The 17,258-nt window shown below is 39.2% G+C and carries 16 protein-coding genes and 1 tRNA gene; 5 read left to right on the top strand and 12 right to left on the bottom strand.

Going from position 1 to position 17,258, the window contains the following annotated elements; translation table 11 throughout:
• Positions 1-87: 87 nt before the first annotated feature.
• From KO513_RS03045 to KO513_RS03030, 4 genes are read right to left on the bottom strand one after another with little or no spacing between them, the layout of a single operon-like run.
• On the bottom strand, positions 88-426 hold the full coding sequence (locus tag KO513_RS03045) for a DUF2853 family protein (protein ID WP_215440616.1): 339 nt from the start codon (positions 424-426) through the stop codon (positions 88-90).
• A gap of 38 nt (positions 427-464) precedes the next feature.
• The gene (gene menD, locus KO513_RS03040; protein ID WP_215912246.1) at positions 465-2,225 is read right to left on the bottom strand and encodes a 2-succinyl-5-enolpyruvyl-6-hydroxy-3-cyclohexene-1-carboxylic-acid synthase; all 1,761 of its coding nucleotides are present in this window, start codon (positions 2,223-2,225) and stop codon (positions 465-467) included.
• A 48-nt stretch (positions 2,226-2,273) separates the two neighbouring features.
• Positions 2,274-3,389, bottom strand: coding sequence for a chorismate-binding protein (locus tag KO513_RS03035; RefSeq protein WP_215912245.1), 1,116 nt, complete (start codon positions 3,387-3,389; stop codon positions 2,274-2,276).
• Positions 3,389-3,814: a PaaI family thioesterase gene (locus KO513_RS03030; protein WP_215912244.1), complete on the bottom strand. Its 426-nt coding sequence runs from the start codon at positions 3,812-3,814 to the stop codon at positions 3,389-3,391. Before KO513_RS03030 ends, KO513_RS03035 begins: the two co-directional genes overlap by 1 nt.
• Positions 3,815-3,886: 72 nt before the next feature.
• Between KO513_RS03030 and KO513_RS03025 the strand changes: the two genes are divergently transcribed.
• Genes KO513_RS03025 through KO513_RS03015 form a run of 3 tightly spaced genes read left to right on the top strand, consistent with a single transcriptional unit; the run spans position 3,887 to position 5,495 of the window.
• On the top strand, positions 3,887-4,534 hold the full coding sequence (locus tag KO513_RS03025; protein WP_215912243.1) for an alpha/beta hydrolase: 648 nt from the start codon (positions 3,887-3,889) through the stop codon (positions 4,532-4,534).
• Complete coding sequence (locus KO513_RS03020; RefSeq protein ID WP_215912242.1) at positions 4,531-5,109, top strand: GNAT family N-acetyltransferase; 579 nt, start codon at positions 4,531-4,533, stop codon at positions 5,107-5,109. Before KO513_RS03025 ends, KO513_RS03020 begins: the two co-directional genes overlap by 4 nt.
• On the top strand, positions 5,106-5,495 hold the full coding sequence (locus tag KO513_RS03015) for a VOC family protein (protein WP_215912241.1): 390 nt from the start codon (positions 5,106-5,108) through the stop codon (positions 5,493-5,495). The genes KO513_RS03020 and KO513_RS03015 overlap by 4 nt, the downstream gene beginning before the upstream one ends.
• 7 nt (positions 5,496-5,502) lie before the next feature.
• Here the strand turns inward: KO513_RS03015 and cydB are convergent, their stop codons facing one another.
• The 6 genes from cydB to KO513_RS02985 form a co-directional block, all read right to left on the bottom strand.
• Positions 5,503-6,540, bottom strand: a complete 1,038-nt coding sequence (gene cydB, locus KO513_RS03010; protein ID WP_215912240.1) for a cytochrome d ubiquinol oxidase subunit II — start codon at positions 6,538-6,540, stop codon at positions 5,503-5,505.
• Between the two features lie 6 nt (positions 6,541-6,546).
• Positions 6,547-7,926 carry a cytochrome ubiquinol oxidase subunit I gene (locus KO513_RS03005; RefSeq protein ID WP_215912239.1) on the bottom strand — a complete coding sequence of 460 codons (1,380 nt, stop codon included), beginning with the start codon at positions 7,924-7,926 and terminating at the stop codon, positions 6,547-6,549.
• 112 nt (positions 7,927-8,038) lie between these two features.
• A complete protein-coding gene (locus KO513_RS03000; RefSeq protein ID WP_215912238.1) occupies positions 8,039-9,289 on the bottom strand; it encodes an NAD(P)/FAD-dependent oxidoreductase in 1,251 nt (416 codons plus the stop codon).
• Positions 9,290-9,305: 16 nt separating this feature from the next.
• Positions 9,306-10,313 carry a 4-hydroxyproline epimerase gene (locus KO513_RS02995; protein WP_215912237.1) on the bottom strand — a complete coding sequence of 336 codons (1,008 nt, stop codon included), beginning with the start codon at positions 10,311-10,313 and terminating at the stop codon, positions 9,306-9,308.
• Positions 10,314-10,346: 33 nt separating this feature from the next.
• On the bottom strand, positions 10,347-11,933 hold the full coding sequence (locus KO513_RS02990; RefSeq protein ID WP_215912236.1) for an aldehyde dehydrogenase (NADP(+)): 1,587 nt from the start codon (positions 11,931-11,933) through the stop codon (positions 10,347-10,349).
• Positions 11,934-12,094: 161 nt separating this feature from the next.
• Positions 12,095-13,033 carry a dihydrodipicolinate synthase family protein gene (locus KO513_RS02985; protein WP_215912235.1) on the bottom strand — a complete coding sequence of 313 codons (939 nt, stop codon included), beginning with the start codon at positions 13,031-13,033 and terminating at the stop codon, positions 12,095-12,097.
• Between the two features lie 143 nt (positions 13,034-13,176).
• On the opposite strand from KO513_RS02985, the gene KO513_RS02980 reads away from it, so the two are divergent.
• Complete coding sequence (locus KO513_RS02980; protein ID WP_215912234.1) at positions 13,177-14,031, top strand: AraC family transcriptional regulator; 855 nt, start codon at positions 13,177-13,179, stop codon at positions 14,029-14,031.
• A 12-nt stretch (positions 14,032-14,043) separates the two neighbouring features.
• Here the strand turns inward: KO513_RS02980 and KO513_RS02975 are convergent, their stop codons facing one another.
• Positions 14,044-15,150, bottom strand: a complete 1,107-nt coding sequence (locus KO513_RS02975; protein ID WP_252735657.1) for an aldose epimerase family protein — start codon at positions 15,148-15,150, stop codon at positions 14,044-14,046.
• A 230-nt stretch (positions 15,151-15,380) separates the two neighbouring features.
• Between KO513_RS02975 and KO513_RS02970 the strand changes: the two genes are divergently transcribed.
• Positions 15,381-16,949 (top strand): M28 family peptidase, encoded by a 1,569-nt coding sequence (locus KO513_RS02970; protein WP_215912232.1) that lies wholly within the window; start codon positions 15,381-15,383, stop codon positions 16,947-16,949.
• A gap of 112 nt (positions 16,950-17,061) precedes the next feature.
• On the opposite strand, the gene KO513_RS02965 is transcribed toward KO513_RS02970, so the two are convergent.
• Positions 17,062-17,138, bottom strand: a tRNA-His gene (locus KO513_RS02965).
• Positions 17,139-17,258: the final 120 nt, after the last annotated feature.

The following is a 17,258-nucleotide window of genomic DNA, read 5'->3' as shown; positions in this document are numbered from 1 at the left end:
GGTGCAAAAGTAACTTTAAAAATTGGGTAAAAAAAAACCGTCCACTTTAAAAGCGGACGGTTAAAAAAATTATGTTTTCTAGGTCTACTAGTAAACAGAAGCTTTGTTAAAGTGCTTGCAAAGCATATAATAAATTACTGCTCTGTGCTTGTTTCTGTTTGAAGAACCATACTTTTCTACAACAGACTTTACAGCCTCCATTAATTTAGGGTCATCTGACATACCTAACTTTTTCATTAGATAGTTTTTCTTAACAGTTTCCAATTCTTTTTCATCAGAACCTGAAACCTTAGAAGCATCGATATTATAGATTGCTGGACCAAGGCCCACAGTCACTTTTGTCAGAAGATCCATGTCAGGAGTTTCTCCAAACTTTTCTTTAATGTCTTCTGCGTACTTTACAATCAAATCGTCTCTTTTACTCATAATAGTTAGTGTTGATAAATGTTAACGGTTTATATTAATTACTCCGAAGATATAAAATCAAAATAACCGAGCAAAATTTTGTTGTTCAAAAATCTTGGCGTATGGACTTCCATAATTTTTGGTTTGTCCGATAGTTCGTAAAAATCTTTGAGCCTGTTATTCAGACTAGTTACCTCATTTACCGCTATATATTCAAACCCAAATTGGCGACTTATAAGTTCTGCATTTTTATCATGGGCAGTTTCAAAGAACGTGGCAAAATTTTCGGTTTCTTCTTGACCCGGTAGGATTCTAAAAATGCCCCCTCCGTTATTATTTATAATTATTATCCTAAAATCCGGCCTAAGGTAGTTGTTCCAAAGACCATTGCTGTCGTAGAAAAAACTTATATCGCCAGTAACCAATAACGTAGGGGTTTTACTATAATAAGCAGCACCTACAGCAGTAGATGTACTTCCGTCAATACCACTCGTTCCCCGGTTACAAAAAATCTGCAAAGAAGAGTCTAAATTAAAAAGTTGGGCGTAACGTACCGTTGAACTATTTGCCAATTGCACCTGATAATTTGATGGAATTGATTTCAAAATACTATCAAACGCTAACATATCCGAAAACGGAATCTGATCTATGTACTCTTTTCTTTTTGCCTCGTATTGTACTCTCCTCTTGTTCCAATATTCAAAATACACACTGCTTTGCGGTTTTACTAAATCTAAAAAAGCCTTAAAAAAGTGATTGCTATTGGTTTTAAAATGATGTGTTAGGGAAAAAAAAGTATTGAACGCTTTAACTTCATCTACATGCCAATGATGCTCCGGTGTGCATTCCCGCAAAAATGCTTTTATCTTTTTGGAAACTACAAGACCACCAAAGGTTAGCAATATTTGTGGTCGTAAATTTTGGAACAATACTTCTTTTTGGTCGCTTTTTTCAATTGGAGCCACTATACTATCTATACTGGCAAAAAAATTAGGATGGTGAAGGTTGGATGTGGTTTCCGTTAAAACTACCACGGATGGGTCTGTTGCCAATACATCTAAAAATGCTTGCTCTACCACATTTGGTGGGTTGACACCAACAAGCACCATCTTTTGTTCCGAAGCATTCCACATATCGGCGTAAGCCTTAAAATCGATAGCAGGACTAACATCCATGCCCGTTTCCGAAACAATTTGAGCCACAACGGAAGGTTCTGTAATCGTATCATAAAGAGGCTCTTCAAAAGGCACATTAATATGCACTGGTAATTTCAATTGAAGCGTTACATTCAATACACTGTTAAGCTCGCTATTATTGTATTTTAGGATTTCTTGCTGCGCCAAATCATTGTCTTTTCCGGACAACCACTCAGGCATGTATTTCTTAACCCTATGCACTGCATGAGATACATCTTGTTTTAAATTGGCCGAATAGCCAATGTGTCTGTCAAAAACATTATCCTGTCTAATGGTCTGCCCATCTCCCACATCTATCTTATAGACCGGGCGATCTGCAGAAATGACCACCAAAGGTATTCCGCTATAAAATGCCTCGGCAACGGCAGGATAGTAGTTCAATAATGCACTTCCTGAAGTACATACTACGGCAACGGGCTCGTGTAATTGTTGGGATATTCCCAATGCAAAAAAGGCGGCACTGCGCTCATCTACAATACTGAAACACTTAAAATAAGGGTCTTCACTAAAATCAATGGTCAAAGGGGCATTTCTTGACCCTGGAGAAATTACAATGTTCTTTATCTGTTTCGCCTTGCAGTGTTGCACTACCAATTGAGCGGAGGGTATGCTAGAGTATCTCATGAACTACAAAAATACAACGGTTTATTTCTTAAACCAATCTTGTTTAAATTACACTACACCCTTTATAACTTTAAGCATGGTTTTGCTCTTGGCTACCGTTTCGTCCCATTCTTTTTCCGGGTTTGAATCTTTGGTTATACCTCCGCCAACATATATATTTACTTTATCCTCATTTATTTGCATACAGCGCAGATTTACAAAGAGTGTGGTGGTTTTGGAAATGGAACGATACACGTTATTTTCCGTGTTCCTAGGCCGGTTATTTCTGTTCCTTTCCATCTTAAAATTCAATTCACCCAAAAAACCGGTATAGAATTCACGGTCATAGTTTTCCTCGGCTATTATAAATGCTTTTGTTTTCTCTTTAGGCATACCACAAACCGCGGGCGTTGGGTGTAGTACCTTTATAACTTCTCCAAGATTTTCTTGTTTGGTAGTCCCTGATATTTTAGTGCGAAGATGCAATAGTGAACCCGCTCTTACAGACTCCGTTGGCGTTCGTTCCAAGTCAGTCACTTTACCCTCTAATGCATTAAGAATATACTCCGTAACCAGCTGCTGCTCTTCCAATTCTTTATTGCCCCAATTGGGGTTAGCGTTACCAGCATAACTCTGCGTTCCGGCCAATGACATGGTTGTTAATTTTCTATTACGCATAGTTAATAGAATTTCTGGGGTAGCCCCAAGCCACATGCCTACTTTGGGGTGATACCATAGATAACAAAATGCTGTTCTATACTGTGTTAAAAGTGACTTGAACAAAGCCAGGGAAGATGTATTTACTTTCTGTTGCAAGCGCCTTGAAAGCACCACCTTATCAAAATCCCCCTGCGCTACTTTAGCTATTCCCTTTTCAACCAAATTCAAATGAAAGGCTCTTTCCTCAGGATTTACTACTACCTCGCTCAAATCTGGATTTAGCATTTCCTCACCTTCAAAATTGGCAAGTTGTGACACTTCGTCCAATCGCAACAAAATGGTAGGCGAACTGGAATCAAAAGGAGCAAAAACAAAACCTGTTTCCGTATAATCATTTAAATACTGTACGGCGTCATCCTGTTGGAAAATAGCGGTAATTCTCTTTTCGTTAGGTTTACGGTAAGCTACAAATGGTAATTTTTTCGCCAGGTGAGCGTCAATTTTATCAAAAAAATCCAAAGGCATTAATTTTTCTTAGCTAAAGCAATAGTAGTGAGTTTGCAATAGGAAACCAATTTCCCTTCTTCGTTGCTTATCTTAATATCCCAAAGCTGTGTAGTTCTTCCTTTGTGTAAAATGGTCGCTTTTGCATAAACATATCCATCTCGCACACTTTTTACGTGGTTTGCCGAAATTTCTATTCCGCGGATAGCAAATTGTTGTGCATCCAAAAAAATATAGGAAGCCATACTCCCAATACTTTCGGCCAAAGCTACCATAGCCCCCCCGTGCAAAACACCATCCGGTTGGTGCACTCGCGAATTTACTGGCATTTTTCCCACTAAAAAATCCTCACCTACATCTACATATTCTATCTGTAAGGTCTCCATAAGTGTATTCTTAGAAGATTCATTACAAACCTTTAGTATTTTTTCTTTGTAGCCGTCCATATCATCTATTTTTGTCAAAATTAAGCATTACCACTACAATAAAAGCCATTACTTTTATAGAGATTTTATTCTATGGATTATTCTGAAAACACGGTGTCCTACACCACAACAAATAGCTACGCTACCCTAAATTCACTAACAGACCAAACTAAAAACGTTTGGATAGTTTTACATGGCATTGGCTATTTAAGTCGATATTTTTTAAGGTATTTTGACGAATTGCCTCCACAAGAGAACTATATAATTGCCCCACAAGCACCCTCTAAATATTACCTGAATAACAAATTTAGACATGTAGGCGCCAGTTGGCTTACCAAAGAAGATACGGAGCAAGAAACTCAAAATGTACTTTCCTATTTAGACGCTGTTTATAGCGCCTTGTCCATTCCCAAAAGTTGCAATTTAATTGTTCTCGGGTATTCTCAAGGTGTTTCTATTGCAACACGATGGGTTGCCAGCAGAAAAATAGCATGCAACCATTTGGTTTTATATGCAGGCGGAATTCCCACGGAACTGGAAGCCTCCAATTTTGATTTTCTAATGGAAAACCATACTAAAGTCACAACCCTGGTCGGTAATGCCGATGAATATTTGACCGAAGAAAAACAAGCATCTGAAATCAAAAAAATAAACCAACTATTTAAGGGTGAAGCGGAACAAATCTTCTTTGAAGGTGGTCATGAAGTAAAAAAAGAACTCATCCTAAATCTAATACAATGAACACGAATATTATATTAGAAAACCAATTGCTAAGACTCACTCCGTTAAAGCAAACACATCACGAACTACTTTGGCCCGTTGCCCAACAAGTAGATTTATACCAATACGGTTCAAACGATGTTTCCACAGAAGAAAAGTTGAAAGCATATATCAAAACCGCATTAAACGAAGCGCAGCAGGAAAAGTCCATTCCTTTTGCTATTTTCAATAAGACCACTAACGAATGCATAGGAAGCACAAGATTTGGGAATATTGACCAAAAGAACAAAGTGCTCCATATAGGGTGGACATGGATTTCGGTGGATTCTCGTGGTACGGGCTTAAATCATCAAATGAAATTTCTAATGCTAAGCCATGCTTTTGAACAGATGGATTTTGAGAAGGTAGAATTCCGGATTGATGAAAGAAATGTTCGTTCTAGAAAGGCCGTAGAAAAGCTGGGAGCCACTCTAGAGGGTATACTTAGAAAGAATGTCATTACCAAAAGTGACTTTAGAAGGAGTTCTTGTTGTTACGGAATCCTAAAAGAAGAATGGAACACGATTAAACAAACAAATTTTAAAGAATTCATATGAATCAAGCTATAGCTCAAGTAACTCTTGTTGTAAAAAATTATGATGAAGCCATTGCCTTCTATACACAAAAATTAGGCTTTAAACTTGTAGATGACATTCAATTAGACGCCAACAAGCGATGGGTTACCGTTTCACCTCCAAGCCTTAACGGCCTATCCCTTCTACTTGCCGAAGCTGCAAATGATAAGCAAAAAAAAGCCATCGGGAACCAAAGTGGCGGGCGTGTATTTCTATTTCTCCATACGGACGATTTTTGGCGTGATTACCGGCGTATGAAAGAACAGGGCGTTAAGTTTAATGAAAACCCGCGTGAAGAGCCCTACGGCACTGTGGTAGTCTTTAAAGACCTATATGGAAACCTTTGGGACCTTATCGAAAGAAAATAGCCAAGTATCAATAACTGGTTTCATCCAATTGAACTTTACCCCTAAACGTTCTATAAACAAAAAAGGTATAGCCCAAAACCAACGGACCTCCAATGGCCACCATGGTCAACATAATTTTTAACGATTTTGTCGATGCTGCTGCGTTGTAGATGTCTATGCTATGTTCTGCTGCCAAAGTAGAAAACAATAGCGTTGGATAGAGTTCTATGGCCACGAGAATCAACATAAAACTTATCGTTAACGAAGAGAAGAAAAACGCCAATTTGTAATTGCGCTTATTGGCTAGTCTGGGTACATTGGCTATACTTAAAAACGTAGCTAAGGGAACGATAAAAAGAAACGGATCGCTTCTAAAAGCATCCGATAAATGGGGTATATAAAGTAAGGTGTAAAGCGTTGTTATCGCAAAGCTTACCATAAAGAAAATCATACCCTTCTTTAGAAGAAATGTAAGCTTGGCAAACAACCTTCCTTCTGTTTTTAAAAGTAAATAGATAGCACCATGGGCCATAAAAAGTGATAGGGTAGTAATTCCCGTTAAAATGGCATACGGATTTAAAAACTCAAAAAAACCTGCCCCCTGGTACTGATAATCGGGGCCTATGGCAATTCCTTGAAGAACATTACCTAAAACCACACCTAATAAAAAAGCCAAAAGAATACTGGAAACGCTATAGCCAATATCCCAAGTTTTACGCCACCATTTCATTTCTTCCTTCCCCCTAAATTCAATTGAAATGGCCCGAAAGATAATGCAGACCAAAAACAACATAAATGGAATATATAGAGAAGAAAAAAGCGTAGCGTACATTACCGGAAAACCAGCAAAAAGAGCTCCTCCACCAATAACCAACCAAACCTCGTTACCATCCCAAACAGGGCCTACGGCATTTAATGCTATTCTTCTACTTTTTTCCTTTTTAAAAAATAAGTGCCATGCCCCGGCACCAAAATCAAACCCATCAAGAATGGCATAACCGGAAAACAATCCACCTACTACCAAAAACCACCATGTGGGATAATCAAGTCCTAGAAAAGTCTCCATGCTATTTTAATTTCCTGTTACTACTTGGGTAATCTCTTTTGTCAACGGACGGTCATCCTCATCACTATCATCATAAGGGCCATGTTTTATCTTTTTGTTCAACAAATACACGAACAATAAAAATAAAAGTGTGTAGACCAACATAAACAGAATTAAGGAAAACAATACCTGATTTGCCGTAACCGCTTGTGAGAAGGCCTCGGACGTACGTAAAAGTCCATATACCACCCAAGGTTGCCTACCCATTTCTGCCGTAAACCACCCTACCTGATTGGCTATTTGAGGCAAAAGAGCCGTAAATACAAATATCCATAACAACCACCTTTTTTCAAAAAGTTTACCGCGCCACCATAAAAAACATGCATAAAGGGTCACCAAAATAAGAAACATACCTATGCTCACCATGATATGGTAAAATTGAAACACGGCATTAATTTGCGAAGGTCTATCCTCTTCTGCAAAGGCATTTAATCCTGTAACGGGCGCATTAAAGTCATAATCCAGTAAAAAAGATAGTCCTCCGGGAATTTTTAATCCCGTTACTTTTTGTTCCTCTTTATCTACCCATCCAAAGAGATACATATCTGCCGGTGCCGATGCTTCAAAATGACCTTCCATGGTAGCCAATTTTGCCGGTTGATTTACAGCCACACCATCAGCGGAGCTATGCCCGGTAACCAATTGGCCCAAAGAAAAAATTGTTGCCACCACAAGTGTCATTTTAAACGCTTTTTTGGAGATATGAACAAATCGTCCTTTTAAAATATAATATGCGTGAACGCTGAGAATCAAAAACGTACCGGCCAGAAACGCACCCAGCCACACATGAAGAATACGGTCTACACTTGATGGGTTAAAAACCATAGCCCAAAAATCCGTTATTTCCGCCCTAGCTTCAAGCCCTTCTCCCACAATATGATATCCCGCAGGAGTCTGTTGCCAACTGTTGGCCACTACAATCCATATAGCCGAGAACATAGACCCCAAGAACACACCAATGGTAGCCACCAAGTGCACCCAAGGTTTTACCCTGTTCCAACCAAAAAGCAGCACGCCCAGAAATCCACTTTCCAACGCAAATGCAAAAATGCCTTCCGCCGCCAAAGCGCTGCCAAAAATATCGCCAACGTATCTAGAGTAAACTGCCCAATTGGTACCAAACTCAAACTCCATTACAATACCTGTAACCACACCAATACCAAAGGTGAGCGAGAATATTTTAGTCCAAAATTTGGCAAGAGTATGGTATTCTTTGTTTTTAGTCTTGATATACAGGCTCTCAAAGACTACCATAATTAAACCTATACCTATACTTAAAGGCGGATAGATATAATGAAAAGCAATTGTAAAAGCGAATTGAATACGGGAAAGAATCTCTACATCCATAGTGTGTAGTTTTACATTGCAAAGATACAACGCAAACTACTTTTTAGCCAGTAACAAAGGTTACGTTTTCCGATTCTTTTGTGTTAAAATTGCTTTTTGTGTGTTACACTTTTTAAAACCTTCTATCCGGAGAAAAAGCATCGATTTCCATAGATGTTTTTTTGTGGTCAATAATCTCAGCAACCAATTTGCCAGTTGCAGGCCCTAAGCTCCACCCCATCATGGCATGTCCCGTGGCCAAGGTTAAATTTGAAAGCTTAGATGACCTTCCTATATAAGGGAGTCCGTCTGGAGAAACTGGACGTAATCCTGTTTTTACGTTCGCTATTTCATTGGCATTGATATCTACCGTAGGATAGTATTTTTTAGCTCCATTTGCGATAGCCATTACTCTTTCATTTCTTACCAAATTATTTAACCCAGAGAACTCCATAGTTCCGGCAAAGCGGGTAAAACCATTCATTGGGGTTACCGCCATTTTAGACTCCATGAGAATAGCAGGAATAGTTATTCCCGTAGGTCTGGCAACGTTTATACTGTACCCTTTTCCTCCTTGTAATGGTATATTCAGGTTTAATTTTTTAGAAACGTTCCCACTCCATGAACCTGCCGCAATTATCACCTCTTCTGGAGTATAGGTTCCTTTAGACGTTATAACCTCATGAACACGGTTGCTCTTTACCTTCATGTCGGTTACCTCCTCGTTTAAACGTACATCCACACCAACATTTTTAAGGTAATCCAACATTTTGGGCATAAATTGGGTAGGTGTTGTGTGTCCATCACATTCATAATGAATGGCACCTTGGGCATCAATTGCAACCTCTGGTTCAAGTCTCGCCAATTGCTTTTGGTCTAATTCCTTAACTTCCAAACCTAAAAAACTGGCTTTGTTCGCTACTTCTTTCTCATGAAGGTAAGCCTCCTTAGTTTTATAGAGCATCAATAGACCTTTTCGTTCTAATTGAAAATCGCCCAAATCACCGGAGTTTTTTATGTCTTCAAACAATTCTCTACTAATAATATTAATATCCTTAATTACAGGAATTGCCCGCGCTACCTTTTCCTTAGTAGACGATTTATGAAAATACCAAGACCATTTGAAGAACTCCATATCCCAACGAGGTTTCATGTAAAACGGATTGGCCGAATTGAACATCATCTTGATGCCCTTAGCAATCATACCAGGTGATGCCAAAGGAATTATGTGACTAGGGGTAATATATCCCGCATTCACGAAGGAAGCTCCTGAGGTTATATCTGATTTCTCTATAATAGTAACTTCGTGCCCTTCTTTCTGCAGAAAATAAGCTGTACTAAGCCCAATTATTCCTCCCCCTATTATGATTATTTTTTTTCTCACTTCTCTTTTTAACGTATTAAATAACTTGAAACCCGTGTGCGTATGGGTCATCATCGTCTATGGTAATAGTGTTCTGCCCATACACTCTGGCCCATCCTTGAATACTTGGAACAATAGCTTTCCGGTTGCCAAGGACAGTCTCCTGTTCTACCCTTCCTACAAATTGAGAACCTATAAAACTCTCATGGATAAACTCCTCTCCTACCTTTAATTTTCCTTTGGAATACCATTGCGCCATTCTAGCAGAAGTTCCTGTGCCACAGGGAGATCGATCTATTGCTTTATTCCCATAAAAAACAGCATTTCTTGCGGTAGCAGCAGGAGATATAACATCGCCTGTCCACAAAATGTGGCTCACTCCATTAATGGTTTCATCATCTGGGTGGACAAAATTGTTTGAGTATTTTGAATTAATTCGCTCCCGAATCTCATGGCTCAACTGAACCAGCTTGCCTGCGGTAAAATCCTGAATGCCCGAAAAATTTTTCTGAGGGTCAATTATGGCATAAAAATTTCCTCCATAAGAGACATCAAAAACCAATTCGCCTAAAACAGAACTCTCAACCGTTAATTCGGTAGCGGCTAAGTAGGATTTAACGTTGGTCAACTTTACCCAATCTACCTTCTTTCCTGTTTGTTGATAATCTATCATTACAAGACCTGCGGGAGTTTCCATCCGAATTTTCCCAGGGGTCTCGGGTTTAAGCAAGCCCTCTTCTATACCAATGGTAATGGCCCCAATAGTACCATGACCGCACATGGGCAAACAACCACTCGTTTCTATAAAAAGAATACCAAAATCATTTTCAGGATTTTCTGGTTGATAAAAGATGCTACCGCTCATCATGTCATGCCCTCGAGGCTCAAACATAAGCCCTTTCCGAATCCAATCATATTCCTTTAAAAAGTGTTGGCGCTTTTCACTCATGGAAACCCCTACGAGATTAGGTCCGCCCTCTGCAACCACCCTAACGGGATTTCCACAGGTATGAGCATCTATACACCTAAAAATATGTGTTGCCATAACTCAACAATTATTCTCCTGACGTTGTTGACCCTATTCTATTTTCCTATTGGTATGCTCACTATCCACAATTCTCATGATAGAAAGTGGATTGCTATTCTGTAAGGCCTCCGGTAATTCCTCCTGTGGCCAATTCTGAAAAGAGACCGGTCTTACCCAGCGCTTAATGGCAGACACCCCAACCGATGTAAATCGGCTATCGGTACTTGCCGGAAATGGTCCGCCATGCTGCATGGAGGGACAAACTTCCACACCCGTTGGAACCCCATTGAATATCAGCCTTCCTACCCTACCTTGCAAAGCGTCTACAACAGCCCTATAAATTTTCAACTCATCAGCGTTACCAAGTACGGTACCGGTTAATTGTCCTTCCAGACAATCTAAGACATGTTTCAACTCCTTGGCATCGGCACATCTAACCACAATAGAAAATGGACCGAATACTTCTTGATGTAACTTAGGGTTCTTTAAAAAATTGGCCCCGTTAACCGTTAGTACCTTCTGTTGTGCATAATTAGGAGCTACTGAGCTTTTATAATCCGCAACAACATCGGCACCTCCTTGAGAGGAAAGCTCCTTTTTCCCTTTTTCATAATTGCTGTGAATACTTGGGTGCAACATGCAGGTAGGTTCCAATTTTTCAATTTCCTCTCCCAGCGCATTTGTAAAGACATCTAAAGAAGTACTTTTTATACCAAGGATCAAACCCGGATTGGTACAAAACTGACCTGCCCCCAACATTACGGAACCGGCATATTGTCTGGCCCAATCCAATCCCTTCTCACGTAATGCGGAAGGAAGAGCCAAAACAGGATTTATACTGCCCATTTCCGCAAAAACGGGAATAGGTTCTTTACGTTCATTCGCTAATTTATAAAGGGCCGTACCTCCTTTTATACTGCCTGTAAAACCCACACCTTTGATTTTTGGATGAAGTACCAACTGCTGACCGACTTCTATACCGCTACTATTTAAGTTGGAAAAAACGCCATCCGGCATATCCGTGCGTTCCGCGGCCTTTATGATGGCGGAAGAAACCAACTCTCCCGTACCTGCGTGCATAGGGTGACTCTTTACGATTACCGGGCAACCGGAAGCCAGTGCACTCGCTGTATCACCACCTGCGGTTGAAAATGCCAGAGGAAAATTACTGGAACCAAAGACCGCTATTGGCCCTATGGGCAGCAGCATTTTACGTAAGTCTATTTTTGGTAACGGTTTCCTTTCCGGTTGGGCCGTGTCCATAGTTGCCTCTACCCAAGAGCCCTCTTTTAACAACTGGGCAAATGCTTTTAATTGCCCCATGGTACGGCCACGTTCGCCAATAGCCCTTCCTTCTGGAAGACCCGATTCTTTGCAATAGGTTTTAATAAGTTCATCTCCCAATGCTTCTATTTCTTCGGCGATAGCCTCCAAAAATTGAGCTTTTTTAACTCCAGAGAAGTTTTTGTAATTCAGAAAGGCTTCATGAGCTTTCTGCACAGCGGCATCAATCTCTTCCTTTGTAGCCTCATAAAAACTCCATTCCGTCTCCAGATTCAATTTAGGGTCAAAGGTCTTATATGTGTTACTTTCATTAGCTGAAAGTTGATTTCCTATGTAGTTTTTTCCTGTAATCATTCTTTTGTTTTAAAGGTCTTACCAATCGCCTTGAAACTACTATATTTGAGTTGAAGCACCAAGAATTTTCACCAAAGACTTTGCTGATAAAAATTATCCCAATCCGCTTAAATCTTCGCCAATTATAAAACTTTCACGAACAAATTCTAGACTGTTCCGTGCTAGACCAACTCTTTGTTTAAAGCAGTTAGGTTTTTATAATCCGGTAAAACCGGTCTATTTTTTAATCCGGTATCTATGACCTGTAAGACCCTTTCCCGTTCTTTACCTTGCAAAGGAAGCCTAGGCTTTCTAACAGTCTCCGTACCAATGCCTGTAGCAACTTCGGCCAACTTAATATTCTGAACCAATTGTGGGCTTATATCTAGCTCCAACAAAGGTAAGAACCATCTGTAAATTTCAGTTGCTTCTTTAGTATAACCAGCTTTTGCCAATTCATAAATAGCAACAGTTTCTGCAGGAAAGGCACATACCAAACCTGCAACCCAACCATCGGCACCTATAAGAAGACTTTCAAGTGCTAGCGGATCGACACCTGTTAGAATACTAAGGTCTTTGCCAAATGCGTTGCGTAATCTTCCAATATTGATGATATCCCTAGTAGACTCTTTTACAGCGGTAATGTTCTTTAACTTTAATAGTTCTTTGAACATGCTTACCGTTACTTCAATCTTATAGTCTACGGGATTGTTGTAAATCATAATAGGAAGCTCTGTACTTCTTGCTATTTCCTTAAAGTATTCAACAGTTTCGTAATCTGTAGATTTATAGCGCATGGGCGGTAAAATCATCAATCCGTTTGCACCACTCTCCTGGGCATCTTTAACGGCCTGCAGTGCCATAGTTGTAGCCTGTTCCGCAATGGTCATAATAACGGGAATCTTGCCTTCTACAATTTGGATTGTTTCTTTGATAAGTACCTTTTTCTCTTCTGCGGTCAATGTGCTGGCTTCACCAAGCGATCCTCCCAATACTATACCATGTACACCGGCTTCTACCTGAGCCTCTATATTTTTACGGAACATCTTTAGATCAAGCGTATCATCTTGATTAAACTTTGTGGTAACTGCTGGCATTACACCTTTCCATTCGAATTTCATTTGACCATATTTAACATTACACCAGCAAAATTAACAGAAGATCACTCGTGTTAATTAGAGCATTTTATCAGAAAATTATATTATATTATCCGATTATATCTCTGAGTGCATATATACTGAATTAAATACGCATAATCACTTTTATGAAAGTTCACCCATTTCAAGTGCCAAAACCCCTGCACCAGAATTTAATAGTTCAGGTGGATCGCGAAATGATATTTTACAATAAACTGCACCAGCATGCAGAAATTCAGTTTACATTAATTGTAAAAGGAAAAGGAAAACTAATTATAGGAGATAGTGTACATCCCTTTGAAGATGGAAATTTCTTTGCCATAGGTCCCCATACCCCACATTTGTTCAAAAACGATAAAACCGATGAACTGGCACATAAAATTTCGCTTTTTTTTACAGAAGAGACTTTTGGCACATCGTTTTTTACATTGCCCGATCTGGAAGAATTGCAACCCTTTTTAGGTTTTATAAATGAGGGGTTTAAAGTTACGGGAAGCGTAACTCCTATAGCCACGACCATGAACCTACTTCCCCAGTTGGACAAACTTGATCGTTTTATTGCGTTTTTCGGCTTATTAAAAAACCTTGCCCATGCTGATAAGAGGCCATTAACCAATTTTAATTCATCAAAGAAATTGGGCAGTATGCAAGGCCAACGCATGCAAACCATTTTTGACTACGTAGTAACCCATTTTCAAGATAATATTGATCTGAACACTATTTCAACAAAGGTTCACATGACCCCAAATGCCTTTTGCAAATTCTTTAAACAACACACCAATAAAACGTTTTTTCAATTTTTAATAGAGCTACGAATAGAACACGCTTGCCAATTGTTAAACCGGTATGACAGTGAACTTTCTATTTTAGAAATCTCCGAACAATCTGGATTCACTTCTATTTCCAATTTTAACAGACAGTTTAAAAAATTGAAAAAAGTAATTCCCTCTAGATATGCCAACCATCAAAAGAAGGGCAACTAGAGGAAATACTTTCTAATTCTGAGTAACCCCAAACTCGTAAGTACAATAAGATGTGTACGTTTCACCCGGATTCAAACGGGTACTAGGAAACTCCGGGTGGTTTGGCGAGTCTGGAAAATGTTGTGTTTCTAAACAGAAAGAACCTCTGCGTACATAGGCCTTTCCACTTTTACCCGTATCCGAGCCGTCTAAGAAATTACCTCCGTAAAACTGCACCCCAGGTTCGGATGTATACACCTCTAAAGTACGGCCACTAGCAGGCTCCACAACCCTAGCGGCAAAAGTTAAACCCTCACGATTCTTGGGTACTTCATTAAGGACAAAATTATGGTCGTAACCGTTGCCTAATTTTAACTGCTCAAAGTCCTCTTCTATATCTTTACCTATTGGTTTTGGCTTTCTAAAATCAAAAGGAGTTCCTGCAACATCCTGTAATTCGCCTGTTGGAATCAAACCGCTATCTACCGGTGTAAATTTTTCTGCATTCAATAATACCTCGTGGTCATTAACCGTGCCTTCTCCCTCTCCTTTTAAATTAAAGAATGAGTGGTTTGTTAAATTCAAATACGTAGGCTTATCCGTTTTGGCTTCGTAGCTTATTTGCAACGCATTCTCATCCGTTAAAATATAGTTCACTTTAACTTCAAGATTTCCGGGATAACCTTCTTCCATATCCGGAGAGGTACGACTAAAGCTAATGGAATTATCGGTTTGCTCCTCTACCTTCCAAACTACACTTTCAAAACCTACCAACCCTCCGTGAAGATGATTTTCATTATTGTTAATGGCCAAATCGTACGTTGTTCCATCTAAAGTAAATTTTCCCTTTGCTATGCGGTTCCCATATCTTCCAATAACAGCACCGTAGTAGTTTTTTTTCGCTCTATAATCCTCCAAGTTATCAAAACCTAAAACCACATCTTTAAACTCACCGTTCTTATCCGGAACATATAACGAAACCAAACGCTGCCCGTAATTTGTAAAAGTAACCTCCATACCGTTGGCGTTGGACAGAACAAAGAATTTTACGGAATCTCCTTCTATTGTTGTGGTAAAATCGTCTGGATTAATATGCTTGTCATATTTGGTAATTGGTGTTTCTGGGACGGATGCGCTCATTTTTTCTTTTTTAGTTTGGTTACAAGAAAGGTTAATAGTACTGGCCAAGCCACAAGCAATTAACAATTTTACGATTTTCATAGGTATAAAGGTGTTGGATTTTTCAATAAAACCAAAAGCAAGTTAACTAAAAAACCAAAGAATCATCAAACATAATTATTGCTTGGCCAAGAGAACTGTTCTAATTGTTTTCGTTAATTTTGGAAACTTTGAAAGCTAACTCACACAATATGAAAAAACTCATTATTCTTGCTATAGGAATGGCAATGGCCTGCAACTCATCACAAACTACGGTTTCCGAGGGAGATAAGAACACTGTTACTGCACCTACCAATACTCCTGAAACCTTTGCGGAGACCATTACTGAAAGCGAATTAAAAGAACATTTGTACACCTATGCCTCCGATGAATTTGAAGGAAGGGAGACCGGAAAACCAGGGCAAAAGAAAGCTGTTGAATATTTAAAGGCACAATACGAAAAATTAGGGATTCCTGCTGCAAAGAAGGATGGGGACTATTTTCAAAATGTACCGCTTGAGGTTAGTAAATTACCAGAGGGAACCCTTTCCGTTGATGGTAAGACATATCCTCTGGGAGAAAACTTCCTTACTTTTTCCAAAGCACAAGGCACGTTTGATAACATTATTTATGTGGGATACGGTATTGAGGAAGGCAGCTATTCCGACTATAAAAATATTGATGTAAAAGGAAAAGTAGTTTTGGTTAAATCCGGAGAACCCATTGCTGCCAATGGAAACTATGTATTATCCGGAACCTCTGAGAAATCTATATGGAGTAACATGTCCGAGTCTCTAGGCAAGCGCTTGGAACTAGCTACATCTAAAGGCGCCAAGGGCATTCTTTATTATGATGAAACCAACTTTACCCGTTTTAAAAGTAGGTTTGAATGGATGAAAAGAAACGATAGTGGCAGAATGGAATTGGCCAAAGATGACACCGATGGCTTTTTTAATTTTCTTATTAACGGCAAATTGGCCAAAGCTATTTTTTCCAACATTCAGTCTGATAACAAGCCGCAGAAAATAACTAAAAAGCTGGTAGTTGATGTTAAAAGTGAAAATAATGGTATTAAGTCCGAAAACGTAGTGGCTGTAATTAAAGGTTCCGAAAAACCGGATGAATACGTAGTCCTTTCGTCTCACCTTGATCATATTGGAGTTTCTCCGGAAGGAGAAATAAATAATGGCGCAGATGATGACGGTTCCGGAACGGTTGCCCTTTTAGAAATTGCACAGGCATTTAAAAAGGCTGTAGACGCAGGTCAAGGACCTAAACGTTCTATAGTTTTTCTACATGTAACCGGTGAGGAAAAAGGGTTGTTGGGCTCTCAATATTACGCAGATATTGACCCAATTTTTCCGTTGGAAAATACGGTTGCCAATCTTAATATAGATATGATAGGGCGAATTGACCCAAAACGTACAGGAGAACGTAACTACATTTACCTAATTGGTTCCGATAAGCTCAGTACAGAACTTCATGAGCTATCCGAGGAAGTCAACAGCAAGTACACCAATATTGAATTGGATTATACGTACAATGATGAAAACGACCCCAATCGTTTTTACTATAGAAGTGACCACTACAACTTTGCCAAAAACAACATCCCTATTATTTTCTATTTCAATGGAACGCACGATGATTACCATAGACCAGGAGATACACCGGATAAGATTAATTATGACCTTCTTGAAAACCGTACGCGTCTAGTCTTTTATACCGCTTGGGAAGTAGCCAACCGTAAAGATCGTGTTACGGTAGATAAGGCTTCAAAATAACCCTCTAAAATTTAGAAAAACCTGTCTTTTACGACAGGTTTTTTTATACCCCTATTTTAGATAATATATAAAACCAAAAAAGCCCTGTCAAAATTGACAAGGCTTTTTGTTTTGGGGTGGAAGACCGGTTTCGAACCGGCGACCTCTTGAACCACAATCAAGCGCTCTAACCAGCTGAGCTACAACCACCATTTGTAAGCGGTGGCAAAGATACTTTTTTTCATGTAATCTTTCAAAATAAAACTTCTGTTATTTTCTTGAAGCATCACGATATCGTATCAAAGCAACTGATAATGAATACTTAAACCT

Origin of the sequence: Zobellia sp. B3R18 (assembly GCF_018860715.1) — a bacterium.
In the GTDB taxonomy this organism is placed as follows: domain Bacteria; phylum Bacteroidota; class Bacteroidia; order Flavobacteriales; family Flavobacteriaceae; genus Zobellia; species Zobellia russellii.
Note: the sequence above shows the minus strand (reverse complement) of the source record. Positions and strands in the feature narration are given on the sequence as shown.